11 protein-coding genes are annotated in these 13135 nt (G+C 68.3%); 4 read left to right on the forward strand and 7 right to left on the reverse strand.

Annotated features, from left to right (window positions below; genetic code table 11):
• Nucleotides 1-135: 135 nt before the first annotated feature.
• Nucleotides 136-693 (forward strand): hypothetical protein, encoded by a 558-nt coding sequence (locus OXG83_02380; protein ID MCY3963860.1) that lies wholly within the window; start codon nucleotides 136-138, stop codon nucleotides 691-693.
• A gap of 12 nt (nucleotides 694-705) precedes the next feature.
• On the opposite strand, the gene OXG83_02385 is transcribed toward OXG83_02380, so the two are convergent.
• The 3 genes from OXG83_02385 to OXG83_02395 all read right to left on the reverse strand — a co-directional run bounded on the left by OXG83_02385 (nucleotide 706) and on the right by OXG83_02395 (nucleotide 4567).
• Nucleotides 706-1638, reverse strand: a complete 933-nt coding sequence (locus OXG83_02385) for an LLM class flavin-dependent oxidoreductase (GenBank protein ID MCY3963861.1) — start codon at nucleotides 1636-1638, stop codon at nucleotides 706-708.
• A gap of 23 nt (nucleotides 1639-1661) precedes the next feature.
• Nucleotides 1662-3752 (reverse strand): 3-hydroxyacyl-CoA dehydrogenase NAD-binding domain-containing protein, encoded by a 2091-nt coding sequence (locus tag OXG83_02390; protein ID MCY3963862.1) that lies wholly within the window; start codon nucleotides 3750-3752, stop codon nucleotides 1662-1664.
• Between the two features lie 80 nt (nucleotides 3753-3832).
• The gene (locus tag OXG83_02395) at nucleotides 3833-4567 is read right to left on the reverse strand and encodes a DUF1499 domain-containing protein (GenBank protein MCY3963863.1); all 735 of its coding nucleotides are present in this window, start codon (nucleotides 4565-4567) and stop codon (nucleotides 3833-3835) included.
• 48 nt (nucleotides 4568-4615) lie between these two features.
• Here OXG83_02395 and OXG83_02400 point away from each other — a divergent pair, with 48 nt between their 5' ends.
• A complete protein-coding gene (locus OXG83_02400) occupies nucleotides 4616-5983 on the forward strand; it encodes a sulfatase (GenBank protein MCY3963864.1) in 1368 nt (455 codons plus the stop codon).
• Here OXG83_02400 and OXG83_02405 read toward each other — a convergent pair.
• On the reverse strand, nucleotides 5971-7170 hold the full coding sequence (locus OXG83_02405) for a PLP-dependent aminotransferase family protein (GenBank protein MCY3963865.1): 1200 nt from the start codon (nucleotides 7168-7170) through the stop codon (nucleotides 5971-5973). The two genes, OXG83_02400 and OXG83_02405, sit on opposite strands and share 13 nt — an antisense overlap.
• Nucleotides 7171-7223: 53 nt before the next feature.
• On the opposite strand from OXG83_02405, the gene OXG83_02410 reads away from it, so the two are divergent.
• Entirely contained in the window at nucleotides 7224-7991 is a 768-nt protein-coding gene (locus OXG83_02410; GenBank protein ID MCY3963866.1) for an SDR family oxidoreductase, read from the forward strand.
• Nucleotides 7988-9427, forward strand: a complete 1440-nt coding sequence (locus tag OXG83_02415; GenBank protein MCY3963867.1) for an alkaline phosphatase D family protein — start codon at nucleotides 7988-7990, stop codon at nucleotides 9425-9427. Before OXG83_02410 ends, OXG83_02415 begins: the two co-directional genes overlap by 4 nt.
• 4 nt (nucleotides 9428-9431) lie before the next feature.
• Here the strand turns inward: OXG83_02415 and OXG83_02420 are convergent, their stop codons facing one another.
• Genes OXG83_02420 through trkA form a run of 3 tightly spaced genes read right to left on the reverse strand, consistent with a single transcriptional unit; the run spans nucleotide 9432 to nucleotide 13122 of the window.
• On the reverse strand, nucleotides 9432-10259 hold the full coding sequence (locus OXG83_02420; protein MCY3963868.1) for an SMP-30/gluconolactonase/LRE family protein: 828 nt from the start codon (nucleotides 10257-10259) through the stop codon (nucleotides 9432-9434).
• Between the two features lie 20 nt (nucleotides 10260-10279).
• The gene (locus OXG83_02425) at nucleotides 10280-11758 is read right to left on the reverse strand and encodes a TrkH family potassium uptake protein (protein MCY3963869.1); all 1479 of its coding nucleotides are present in this window, start codon (nucleotides 11756-11758) and stop codon (nucleotides 10280-10282) included.
• Between the two features lie 11 nt (nucleotides 11759-11769).
• Complete coding sequence (trkA, locus tag OXG83_02430) at nucleotides 11770-13122, reverse strand: Trk system potassium transporter TrkA (protein ID MCY3963870.1); 1353 nt, start codon at nucleotides 13120-13122, stop codon at nucleotides 11770-11772.
• Nucleotides 13123-13135: the final 13 nt, after the last annotated feature.

Below are 13135 nucleotides of genomic sequence, written 5' to 3' on the forward strand. Positions count from 1 at the left end.
GCCTGAGCTCGGGCTGTGGTCGAGCCGCGATATGCAATCGCGGCGGACTTGGTGGCGAAGACGGCATCCTAGCGGAGCGATGAACGCGGGTGACGCGCGTTGTCACTGACTGGATCAGCCATTAGGATGCTGGGTGTGAACGTCCCGATCGTTTCGTTCCTGTTGCTCGCGGTGCCGCTGCTGGCTGGCGAGGCGAACGTGCCGGCATCGGATCTCGAAGCCTCGAACAGCTCGCAGAGCGGCGGTTGCGTCGAAAGTGACACGGTGATGTGTCTGCAGGATGGGCGCTATGAAGCGACACTGGAGTGGACGACGCCCGACGGCGAGGCAGGCCAGGCCAGCGTCGCTAGACCCCGGACGAGGGATTCCGGCCTGTTCTACTTCTTCGACTACAACAACTGGGAAGTGCTGCTGAAGGTGCTGGACGGCTGCGGCGTCAACGGACACCACTGGGTCTACGCGGCCTCGGCCAGCGACCTCGGCATGACCTTGATGGTTCGGGATACGACCCTGCCGGACACGAAGGACGATGGCACGATGAACGTCAACTCGAGGACCTACACCTTTGAGCCGCATAACAGGCGGGCTCGGATGCCCGGCGAGTCGGAGGAGGACTATCAGGCGAATGTTCTCGCGAAGGGACACCCGGCGCTAACGGAATCCGGCGCGTTTCCCGACGCCTGCGAGTCCTAGCGACGGGGACGTTCACTCATAGAGCTGCGCCAGCAGCCGGATCGAGTCCTCGATCTCCCGGAGTGTGGCTTCGGGTACTCCGCAACGGGCGATGACATGGGTCATTCCGATCTGCTCCCTGTACCGCTCAAGGCCCGCGCGGACTTCGTCCTGGTTGCCGACGATGGCCCAGGTGTCGATCCGGGCCAGGTCCTCTTCCGGCACCAGGCGGCTGCCTGCGCGTGCCATGCGGATCGCCTGAGCCGTCAGGGCGGAGCTGACACGCGCGATGGTCCGGCGGTCGTCCGAGATGAACACGGTGCGCATGACCGGCACGATCGGGCGGGGGACGCCTTCGGGCAACGCGGCGCGGTGGAGTTCGTGGTTCCGGACGAGCCGCTCGATCGTCTCGAGCGGTGACGACAGGTACGGCAGGCCCAGCTCGCCGGCCTGCTTGAGTGCCAGGGGGCCGAAGGCCGCGACCCAGAGTTCCGGGTGCGGCTTCTGGACCGGTAGGGGCGCCAGCCGGATCGGACGACGTGCCTCTCCCTCGCCGACCTCGATCGCCTCGCCCGCCCAGGCGCGCTGCATCAGGTCAAGGGACCAGGCGAACTGCTGGCGCTTGGTGCGTGGATCGACGCCGAAAGCGGCGAAGAGGGCCGGTCGGAAACCGCGGCCGAGGCCGAGGATGACCCGGCCGTTCGAGAGGCGGTCGAGAACGGCGACCTCCTCGGCGGCCTGGAACGGGTTGCGGACCGGGAGCAGATAGGACGTCGTCCCCAGCCGCAGGTTCGTCGTTCTTGCGGCGGCTGCGGCGAGAACGACGATGGGCGATGGGCAGGCGGCGGCGCCGGTGAAGTGGCTTTCCGGCAGGAAGAGCGAGTGGAAGCCCAGCCGGTCGGCGAACTCCGCCTGGTCGGCGATCGCGGCCACCTGGTCTCCCAGGCGGTCCACCCAGGGCGTCAACCCGATCTCGACGCGCGTCTCCTTCAGCCGGCTCTCCAGTCGCTGAAGCTCTTACCTGCGTCGGCCAGCTCAGCGAGAAGTGCCGAAGGCTGCCAGAACTCGTCTCCGCTCTCGTCCGCGAACTCGCGCATCCGAGCCGCGATCTTCGAAAGACCGACGCTGTCGCCCCAGTGCATCGGGCCGCCGCGGTACACCGGCCAGCCGTAGCCGTTGACCCAGATCACGTCGATGTCGGAGGGCCGGATCGCGATCCCCTCCTCGAGGATCCTCGCGCCTTCGTTCACCATCGGGTAGAGGCAGCGTTCGAGGATCTCGTCCTCGCCGACCTCGCGCTGTTCGATGCCCTGGGCGGAGCCGAAGTCGCTGATGATCTGCTCGACCTCGGGGTCTGGCGCGGAGGCACGTGTCTCCGGGTCGTAGACGTAGTAACCGCGGCCGTTCTTCTGGCCGCGCCGTCCGGATTCGCAGAGGATCTCGCGGATGTCGCGGGATGCCGACTCCTTCTCGTTCCAGCCGATGTCGAGACCGGCCAGGTCACTCATCGCGAAGGGCCCCATCGGGAAGCCGAAGTCGTAGAGGACGCGGTCGACATCGTAGTACTTCGCGCCCTGAAGGATGATCGCCTGCGCCTGCTGCTGGCGCTGGAACAGGATCCGGTTGCCGACGAAGCCGCGGCAGACGCCGACCAGCACCGGCACCTTGCCGATCTGCTTGGAGATCGTCATCGCGGTGTGGATCACGTCCTTCGCCGTCTTCTCGCCGCGTACCACCTCGAGCAGGCGCATGATGTTGGCGGGCGAGAAGAAGTGCATGCCGATCACGTCCTCGGGCCGGCTGGTGGCGGCGGCGATCTCGTTCACGTCGAGCGCCGACGTGTTCGTGGCCAGTACCGCGCCCGGCTTCACGATCCGGTCGAGGCTGGCGAAGATGTCCTTCTTCAGATCCATGTTCTCGAACACGGCTTCGATCACGAGGTCGCAGTCGGCGAGCGCTTCGCGGTCGGTCACGCCGTCGAGCAGGCCCATGCACTGGTCGACCTGTTCCATCGTCATCCGGCCACGGCTCGCCGTGCGCTCGTAGTTCTTGCGGATGACGCCGAAACCGTGGTCGAGCCGGCTCTGCTCGGCCTCGACGATCGTCACGCCGATGCCGCGGTTGGCGAAGTTCATCGAGATGCCGCCGCCCATCGTGCCGCAGCCGAGTACGCCGACCTTCTCGATCTTGCGCATCTGTGTGTCCCGGGGCACGTCGGGCACCTTGGCCGCCTGGCGTTCGGCGAAGAAGTAGTAGCGCTGGGCGATCGACTGCTTGCCCGACATGAGTTCGGCGAACAGTTTCCGCTCGTAGTCGAGCGCTTCGTCGAAGGACATGTCGAGACCGGCCTCGATCGCCCGCACGTTCGCTTCCGGCGCCTCGAAGCCGCGGGTGCGGCGGGCGATCTTGCGCCGGAAACCGTCGAAGATCTCCTTGCGGTTGGCCCGCGCCTCGTTGACCTTCTCGTCCAGGTCGCGGATCTTCTTGAGCGGCCGGTCCTCGGCGATCACCTTCTCGGCGAAGACGACGCCGCCCTCGAACACGTCGTCGACGATCTCGTCGATCAAACCGCCTTCCAGGGCCTCCGCGGCGCCGATCGGGTTGCCCATGACGCACATCTCGAGCGCCTTCGGGTAGCCGACCAGCCGCGGCAGCCGCTGCGTGCCGCCCGCGCCCGGCAGGATCCCCAACTTGACCTCGGGCTGGCCGAACCGGGCCGACGCGACTCCCACCCGGTAGTGGCAGGCCATCGCCGTCTCCAGGCCGCCGCCGAGCGCGGTGCCGTGGATCGCCGCCACGACGGGCTTCGTCGCGTGCTCCATCGCCTCGATCGCCTCGTTGAGTCCGGGCTCCTTCATCGGCTTGCCGAACTCGGTGATGTCGGCGCCCGCGATGAACGTGCGGCCCTTGCAGACCAGGAGCACCGCGGCCACTTCGTCGTCGGCCGCGGCCTTCGCCAGTCCCTCGACCATGCCGGCGCGCACACCGTGGCTGAGCGCGTTGACGGGCGGATTGTCGATCACGATCAGGGCGATCTCGCCGCGGACTTCGTAGTCGACCATGTCGGTGAGTGGGGTCATGCTTCAGTTCTCTCCTGGCGCGGGCGCGCCGTTGTGTTGACCTTGGATCGTTGCGCGGAGGGGAGCGGTATCGTAGCCGCTCAGTGGGCGTGGCCGAGCCGGTCGAGAAAGCGTCGAATGCGATCCGCGTTCTCGCCCAGGTCGCCGCCTCCGACCTGGGACACGGAACGCACGTCGACGGCCGCGCCGGCCTCTTCTGCGCGGACCCGGACCGCGACGAAGTCGATGAAGTGGAACCACGGGGTCGCGTCGGCGAACTCGACCTCGCCGCTCTCGTCGTCGCCTCGGAGCAGTTCCCAGCCCATGTCTTCGGCAGTGTGCCGGACGCGCCAGAGTGCTTCCTGCCGTGAGATGTCCAGGTGCAGCGTGCCCAGGTCGGGATAGCCCTGCCGCTGGAGATCCGGGACCTGCGCGCCGCCGCTCGGGTAGGCGAAGCCCGCGCCGCGACTGTCCTCCGAAGCGGCCGCAAGGAAGGTCGGCGGATCGTCGATGTTCGTCGTGATGTCGTGGATCGGCGGCGCCTGGGTCGTGTCGTAGCCGAGCACGAAGACCCAGCCGATGATCACCATCGAGAGGAGCGTGCCGCCCCAGGCTTGCGAAGCGCCTCCGCGACGCTGCCGGGGCCGCGTCCGGAGCACGCCGATCAGGCCGAGAAGCAGGCCGATCGCGGCGCCCAGGGGCATCAGGAGGGCGAACAGGAGGAAGCCCGCAAGGGGATCGATCAGGTCGATGCGGGCACCGAGCACGCCGACCAGGCCGGTCACGAGCGCTAGGCCGGCCACCAGCGGGGAAGCAAGCGCGGTCGTTGAGTTCATGGCGGGCGGAGGGTAACAGGAGCGGAGTTGCTACGGTTCGGCTGCCTCGTGAGCGACGTTCGTTCCATGTTCCGCCTCCTGTGGGGACCGGCTCTGGCGGCGGCTCTGGCGGCCGTGCTGGCTGCCTGCGGCGGTGGGCTGTCGGACGGGACGGCCGAGCCGCGGCGGCCGAACATTGTCCTCTATGTCGTCGATACCGTCCGCGCGGACCGCCTCGGCGTCTACGGTTACGAGAAGCCGACGTCGCCTCGGCTCGACGACTTCGCGGCGGGCGCCGTTCTGTTCGAGAACGCCTACGCCCAGTCCTCGTGGACGCGGCCGGCCGTGGCCTCCCTGTTCACCGGCCTGCTGCCGCCGGCGCATCGCACCGTCGGCCGCCGCTCCGTGCTGCCCGAGGACGCGATGACCCTGGCCGAGATCCTGACCGCCAACGGCTACGAGGGGATGGGCCTGGTCCGCAATCCGAACGTCAGCCGCGCGTTCGGCTTCGCGCAAGGGTTCGCCCGCTTCCGCAGCGAGGACCGCGACCGGGACGAGACGATGCTGGACCGTGTTCGCCTGTGGCTGGATGAGCGCGAAGGGAGCGAACAGCCCTTCTTCCTCTTCCTGCACGCGATCGACCCCCACGGGCCCTACGATCCCGCGCCCGAGTTCGAGGAGATGTTCGAGGCCGGCGGCGCTCCTGTTCACTACCGTACCGTGCGCTATCTGCTCCAGCTGAACCGCGGCGAGGTCGAGCCGGATGCCGGTACAGCCGAGGCGCTGTCGCGGCTGTACGACGCCGAGGTGGCCCAGAACGACCGCGTCTTCGGCGACTTGCTCGACGTACTGGAGACGCGCGGTCTGGCCGAGGACACCGCCATCGTCTACGCCTCGGACCACGGCGAGGAGTTCCAGGAGCACGGCCGCTGGGAGCACGGGCTGTCGCTGTACGAGGAAGTGCTGCGGATACCCCTCGTCATGAGGCTCCCCGGTGTGTCGGCGCGGCGCGTCGAGGCGCCGGCTCAGCACGTCGACGTGTTGCCGACGCTGCTCGGCTACCTCGGCATCGAGGCGCCGGCCACCGACGGACGGGACCTGTTGGCGGCCCGCCGTCGCGGCGACGATCCGCCGGATGTCTACACCCACCTCGACGTCGACGGCCACCGCGCCGCCTCCGTGATCCGCGGTCGCTACAAGCTCGTGCTGCCGCAGTCGCCGTCCCAGGGAACGGAGCCGATGCTCTTCGACCTGGAGGTGGATCCGGGGGAGCTGGAGGACCTGGCTGCGGAACGGCCGGGGATCGTCGAGCGGATGCTCGACCTTCTGGCTGACCAGAACCTGGCCGGCGAGATCGTCTCCGCCCAGGAGATCGAGGACGACCAGATCGACGAGGACGTGCGCCGGAGGCTCAGGGCGCTCGGCTACGTGGACTGAGGAAAGCGCTCCGGCACGAGTTGACGCAGGCACCCGGCCAGCAACTCGACGCCTTCCTGGATCCCGGCGACGGAAGGGCAGGCGTACGCCAGGCGCAGGAACGGCACGTCTTCGCCGCCGGCGTGGTAGGCGGCGCCGTAGCCGTACTCGAGGCCGCGCTGTTCGCTCAGCGCGAACAGCGCTTCGCGGTCCACTTCTTGGGGCAGGCCGACCCACAGGAACATGGCGCCGGCGGGCTTTCGCCAGGTGCAGACGCCGCCGAGTTCTTGTTCCAGAGCGGCCAGCAGGGTGTCACGCTTCGGTAGCAGGGCGGCGTTGTTGCGCTCGATCTGCGCGGGCAGACGGCCCCGCAGCAGTTCCGCCACGATGCTGGACGACAGGGTGCTCTGTCCGGCGTCGAAGCGTTCGTCGAGGAAGCGCTGCTGGAGCGGCTGCCTGGCGACGAGGTAGCCGATCCGGACGCCGGCGCCGAGGATCTTGGACAGCGAGCCGATGTAGACGACGCCCTCGCCGTTCGCCAGCGTGTAGAGGCTCTGCGGCGGCCGCGGCGCGTCGTCGTAGTGGACGTCGGCGTAGCAGTTGTCCTCGACCAGGAGAACATCGAACTCGCGCGCGGCCTGGATCATCTCGAGTCGGCGCTGGCGGGGCATCACCGCGCCGGTCGGGTTGTGGTACGTGGGCAGCGTGTAGATGAAACGCGGCTTCTCACCGGCCGAGGTCAAGCTTTCCAGTGTCCGGCGGAGCGCGCCGATGTCCATCCCCTGCTCGTCGACCGGCACGCCGACCAGACGGTAGCCGAGGCCCCGATAAGCACCGAGGGTGCCCGAGTACGTCGTCTCCTCCGTGACCACGACGTCGCCCGGCTCTTCCATCAGCACCCTGCCCACGAGCGTCACCGCCTGCATGGAGCCGTTGGTCAGCGCGATCTCGTCGGGGTCGAAGTCGGCGCCTTCGCGGTCCGCTTCGCGCCGGGCCAGCACCTCGCGCAGACCGGGATGACCCAGGTCGCCGGGGTAGAAGGCGAAGTCCTTGCCGATGTCGAGGATGGCGCGGCCCGCCGCCTCGGCCATCTCGGCGGCCGGGAAGGCTTCGGGCGCGGTCATGCCGACCCGCATTGGGATCGGGTTGGCCGGAGTTGTTGTGGGAGTTTCCGGTTCGACCATGGCGGCGGCACTGTAGCAGCGCATGGCGGGCTGGTACCCTCTGCGACCCTCAACCCCCGTACAAGGAGAAGCCAACAATGAAGGACCTCTTCGACCTCACCGGCAAGGTGAGCGTAGTCACCGGCTCGACCAAGGGAATCGGCAAGGCGATCGCCGAAGCGCTCGCTGCCTTCGGGTCGAAGGTCGTCATCTCGAGCCGCAAGGCGGACGCCTGCGACGCGGTCGCGGGGGGAATCAACGAGAACGGCGGCGAGGCGATGGCGCATCCGTGCCACGTCGGTCACAAGGACCAGTTGGAGCGGCTGGTCGCGGCGACCCGGGAGCGCTGGGGGAAAATCGACAACCTGGTCGTCAACGCCGCGGTGAATCCGTACTACGGATCGAGCCTGGGCATTCCGGACTCGGCGTTCGACAAGGTGATGGAGGTCAACATCCGTAGCGTCCACTGGCTGTGCCAGATGGTGATTCCCGAGATGCAGGAACGAAGGGACGGGTCGATCGTCATCGTTTCCTCCGTCGGCGGCTTCCGTGGCAACGCGGTGCTCGGCGCCTACGCGATCTCCAAGGCCGCGGACATGCAACTCGCGCGGAACCTGGCGGCGGAGTTCGGTCCCGACAACATCCGCGTCAACAGCATCTGCCCCGGTCTGGTCAAGACGGATTTCGCCCGCGCCCTTTGGGCGGACCCGGAACGGGAGAAGGCGGTCGCCGCGAGAACTCCGCTCCGGCGCCTCGGCGAACCGGAGGACTGCGCCGGTATCGCGGTCTACCTCGCCTCACGTGCCGGCTCGTGGACCACGGGCCAGAGCTTCACCGTCGACGGCGGAGTAGTCGGCTGCGGTTGATTTCCTTCCCTGCCGCACTGCTGCTCGCCGCGGGTGCGCTGGTCGGGCAGACGGCTGGCGACCATCCGGGTGGCGTGTTCCTCGCCAGCGGCGCTCGGGTCGGAGAGGTAAGCGCGACCTCAGCGATCGTCTGGGCCAGGACGACGGCCGAGCCGCGGCGGCGGGCCGGGCGGGAAGTTTCGGGCCGTCCTGTGGTCACCCTTGCGGCTGGTGTGAACGTCTCGTCGCTCGAGGGCGCCGTTCCTGGTGCGGACGGGGAGATCCGGGTCACCCTGCGGGAGGGCGAGCCTACTGGCGACAACGGCGACAGGCATCCGGTGCGAGTCTCCGGCTGGTTGCCGACCTATTCCGACCGAGACTTCACTCGCCAGGTGGTTTTCGACGAGCTGAGGCCCGATACCGTCTACCTGGTCACTGTCGAAGCGCGCTCGGCCGTTGACGGGGCAACGAGCGCCATCGAGACTGCGAGCTTCCGAACCGCTCCGACACCTGACGAGCGGCGGCCGATTCGCTTCACTGCGATGACCTGCCAGTACTACGGGCGGCGTGACCGGCCCGACGGCTTCCAGATCTATCCGTCGATGGCCGCAGCCCGGCCGGACTTCTACCTGTCGATCGGCGACAACGTCTACTACGACAACGAGTCGCCTCGGGCGACCTCGGTCGAGCTGGCGCGCTATCACTGGCAGCGGATGTTCACCCTGCCGGCGATCGCGTCCTTCCTGCGCTCGGTGCCCGGTTACTGGCTCAAGGACGACCACGACCTGCTGCTGAACGACTCGTGGCCGGAGATCGAACCCGGTATCTCCGCGCCGCTGACCTTCGAGGAGGGTCTGGCGGTGTTCGCGGAGCAGAACCCGGCCCCGGAACGCCCTTACCGGACCGTTCGCTGGGGCAAGGGGCTGCAACTCTGGCTGGTCGAGGGCCGCGACTTCCGGTCGCCGAATGACATGCCGGACGGCCCCGGCAAGACGATCTGGGGAACCGAGCAGTGGCGGTGGCTGCGGGACTCACTGCTCGCGAGCGACGCGGACTGGAAGATCCTCGTCTCACCCACGCCGATCGTCGGTCCGGACCGGAGCAACAAGGCCGACAATCACGCCAACGCCGCGTTCAGCCACGAAGGCGACGCGGTCCGCGAGTGGTTCCGGGCGAACCTGAACGACCGCTTCCTGGTCGTCGTCGGCGACCGCCACTGGCAGTACCACTCGGTCCACCCGGAGACGGGGCTCGACGAGTTCTCAGTCGGTCCGGCCAGCGACGCCCACGCCGGCGGTACGCCGGGTGAAGACCCGGCGTATCACCGATTCCACCGTGTCGGCGGCGGGTTCCTCAGCGTCGACGTCGATTGGATCGACGACCGGCCACGGATCGTGCTCCGGCACCGGGATGTGTCCGGCCGGGTGGTCTACGAGGTCGAGCGCCTGGGTTCGTAGCTCGTCAGATCGTCGCCATCGGCACCGCCAGCCCGGCCACCGGCGAACGCGTCCGGAAGATTGAGCCGCTGCTTCCAGGCTCGTCCGGGTCGCCGGTCGTGACGACGTAGAGATCGCGCCGGTCGCTGCCGCCGAAGCAGACGCTGGTGATGTTCCTGGTCGGAACTTCCAGGTGACTGAGGATCCGGCCCGTGGGATCGAAGCGGGTGACGCAGCCGCCGGCGACGCAGGCGACCCAGAGGCAGCCCTCCTCGTCGACGGCGAGGCCGTCGGGGCGGCCGCGGTCGGGCTCGGCGATGGCGCGCCGGTTCACGCAGCGACCGTCGTCCGTCACGTCGTGGGCGACCACGTGACCGCGAGCGGTGTCGGCGTGGTACAGGGTTCGGCCGTCCGGTGAGAAGCCGATGCCGTTGGTCAGGCTGATCTCGCCGTAGAGTTCGGTCGCTTCGCCTTCCGCCTCGATCCGCCAGCACTCACCAGGTGTCCGTTCCTTCTCTCCGGTGAACGGGCTCGTGCGCATCGTGCCGGTGATCACGCGGCCCTCCGAGTCGACGAACAGGTCGTTGAAGCCGGGAGTCTCGGGCGGGTCGAACAGAATCCGCGTCACGCCGTCCCGGACGTGGCAGATGTTGCGGCCGGAGCACACGATGCCGCCGTCTGCGTGGAGCGCGATGCCGCCGACGCCGCGACGCTTGGGCACGACCGTTGCGATCTCGCCGTCCGGGCTGCGCCGGTAGACGCCGCCGTTCAGAACGTCGCTGAAGTAGAGACGGTCTTCCGCGTCGACGCGAGGTCCTTCGACGAGTGTGTAGCCGGACGCCAGGAGTTCCATGGCGCGGGCACTGTAACAACCTAGCGCCAGCGAACCCCCAACCAGGCGGCGGGGTGCAGGAAGATCAGGACGGTGATGATCTCGAGCCGACCGATCCACATGTTGAGGGCCAGATAGAGCTTGATCGGATCGGAAAAGTGGGCGTAGCTGCCGAATGGACCGACATCGCCCAGGCCGGGACCGATGTTGCCCAGCGTGGCGATGCTGGCGGTCACCGCGGTGGGCATGTCGGTGCCTGCCAGCCCGACGACGCCGACGCTCAGGGCGAACAGCACGAGGTAGAGAAGGAGGAAGGACACGACGGCGCGGACCACGTCACCGGGCACCCTGCGGCCGTCCAGGCGCAGCGGTCGCACGGCTCGCGGGAAGATCGTCTGGAACAGTTCGAGCAGGGTCGACTTGGCGATCAGCCAGACGCGCACGAGCTTGGGACCGCCTGCCGCCGATCCGCCGCAGCCGCCGCAGAACATGAGCAGCAGCAGGATCGTCTGACTCGCCTGAGCCCATAGCGCGAAGTCCTCGGTCGCGAATCCGGTCGTCGTGATGATCGTCAGTGCCTGGAAGCCGGCGCGCCGCAGGGTGTCCTCCGACAGGGCGTCCGTGGCGATCCAGTCCAGCAGGGAGACGTCGTCGCTCTTCAGGGTGCAGGCCAGAAGCAGGGTCGCGGCGGCGACGATCAGAAGGTAGAGCCGGAACTCTTCGCTGCGCAGCAACGTGAGCGGTCGGCCCCGGACGGCCTGGAACTGAAAGGCGTAGTTCGCTCCGGCCAGCAGCATGAACGCCATGACGGTCCACTCGATCAGGCTGCTGCTGTAGCCGCCGATGCTGCTCGGGTTGGGAGAGAAGCCGCCGGCCGACACGGTGGAGAGGGAGTTGCAGACGGCGTCGAAGGGCGGCATGCCGAACCGGATGAGGAGACCGACTTCCAGGGCGGTCAGGCCGACGTAGAGGGAGTACAGATAGAGCGCCGTGTTGCGGATACGAGGCGTCAGGCGCTCCTCGGTGGGCCCGGGCGCTTCGGCGAAGAACATCTGGCGACCCGCGATGCGCAGCGCCGGCAGCACGGCGATGAAGAGGGCGATGATGCCCATGCTGCCGACCCACTCGCTCAGGCTGCGCCACAGGAAGACGCCTTCACTCACGGCCTCGAAGTCGGTGAGGATCGTGGCGCCGGTGCCGGTCAGGCCCGACATCGACTCGAAGAGCGCGTCGGCTGGAGCGAAGCCGTTCACGGAGTAAGGGATGGCGCCGATCAGGACCAGGAACAGCCAGGCCACGGCCACGGTCGCCAGACCTTCCATCCTCCGCATCTCGAGCCCCCGCCCCGGAAGGAGCCTGGAAGCCAGCCCCAGCAGAATGGCGAGCAGGGCGGCGCCGAGAAAGGCGATCGCGCTGCGGCCGTGTCCGTAGGCCGCCTCGACCGCGGACGGCGCCAGAAGAACCGCCCCGAAGCAGCCGACCAGGGCCAGCGTCGTGCGGAGGACCAGGGAAACGCGCACTGGGGATGGCGCTAGCGATCGTCCGGCGTCAGGCCGAAGGCCGGACCGACGGTCTCCGCGCCCTCGGGCGTGGCGACGACCAGCAGGCGGTCGCCGGGCCGCACGTCGTCGTCGCCACCGGGCACGATCGTGTTGTACTGCCGCAGGACGGCGCCGACGATGACGCCGGTCGGCATGTCCATCTCGCGCAGCCGCGTCGTCTCGAAGTCCGGCGGGACGGCGACTTCGACCACCTCCGCCCTCCCGTCCTCAAGCGTGGCCCGGTACTCCAGGCGGGGCGCCTGGATCTGGTGCAGCACCTCGGCGATCGCGGCGGCCCGTGCGTTCAGGGTGACGTCGATGCCGACCCGTTCGAACAGAGCGCTGCTCGTGTCCTGGCTGACGCCGGTCACGACCTTCGGAATCCCGAGTTGCTTGGCGATCAGGGAGCAGAGCAGATTCGTCTGGTCGTCGCCGGCCATGGCGACCAGAGCGTCGCTGCGCGCGACGCCGACTTCCTCGAGGACCTTCAGGTCCGTGCCGTCGCCGCAGAAGACGATCGCGCGGCCCACCTGTCCGGCGATGTCCTCGCAACGGCGTCGCGAGACCTCGATGACCCGCACCTCGGGCCAGAGGCCCCGCGTCAGCTCCTGTGCCAGGAGCCTGCCCGTACGGCCGGCGCCGATGATTGTCACACTGCGCACGACGGTTTCGGGAGCGGCGAAGAACTGCTTCGCAACCTGCCGCAGTGCGGTGCGCCGACCCATGAACAGGACCTTGTCGCCGGCCTCCAGGCGGTCCTGCCCGCGCGGAATGATCAGCTCGCCGTTCCTCACCCGGCTGACGACCAGGGTGTTGCCGGGGAGGGGCGCCGCGGCAAGCGTCGGTCCGCACAGCGGGGAGTCCGCCGGCAAGCGGTACTCCATCAGCCAGATCCTGCCTCGGTGGAAGTTCTCCACATCGAGCGCCCGGGGCTCCAGCACGATCCGCGCGATCTCCCTGGCCAATGACCACTGGGGCCAGATCAGGTGGTCGATGACCTCTTCGAGGGTCGTCTGCTCCGGGTCGTTGAAGCTCTCGTGGTGCTCGTCCTGCGAGATGAAGCAGTAGGTCGTCGCCTTCGACCGGCCGCGGGCTGCCAGGCAAGCGATGATGTTGCGCTCGTCCGAGTCCGCGCAGGCGATGAACGTGTCCCCGTCGGATAGGCCGACATGGTTCAGCGTGGTGCGGCTTGCCGCCGGGCCGACCGTGATCTGCAGGTCCAGGTTCTCGAACCGGCCACGGTCCATCTCGCTGGGCACGACGACGAAGACATCCTCGTCGCGTGCCAGGGAGGACGCGAGCAGGTATGCGATGTCGCCGCCACCGGCGATGACGACCGTCATCCCGTGACGATAG

The organism is Acidobacteriota bacterium, from assembly GCA_026707545.1.
Taxonomy (GTDB): Bacteria; Acidobacteriota; Thermoanaerobaculia; order Multivoradales; family Multivoraceae; genus Multivorans.

Bases quoted from the DNA above. Each gene is read 5' to 3' on its own strand.
- OXG83_02390 (MCY3963862.1), bottom strand. From the start codon at position 3,752: ATGACCCCACTCACCGACATGGTCGACTACGAAGTCCGCGGCGAGATC.
- OXG83_02395 (MCY3963863.1), bottom strand. From the start codon at position 4,567: ATGAACTCAACGACCGCGCTTGCTTCCCCGCTGGTGGCCGGCCTAGCG.
- OXG83_02405 (MCY3963865.1), bottom strand. From the start codon at position 7,170: ATGCGCTGCTACAGTGCCGCCGCCATGGTCGAACCGGAAACTCCCACA.
- OXG83_02410 (MCY3963866.1), top strand. From the start codon at position 7,224: ATGAAGGACCTCTTCGACCTCACCGGCAAGGTGAGCGTAGTCACCGGC.
- OXG83_02420 (MCY3963868.1), bottom strand. From the start codon at position 10,259: ATGGAACTCCTGGCGTCCGGCTACACACTCGTCGAAGGACCTCGCGTC.
- trkA (MCY3963870.1), bottom strand. From the start codon at position 13,122: ATGACGGTCGTCATCGCCGGTGGCGGCGACATCGCATACCTGCTCGCG.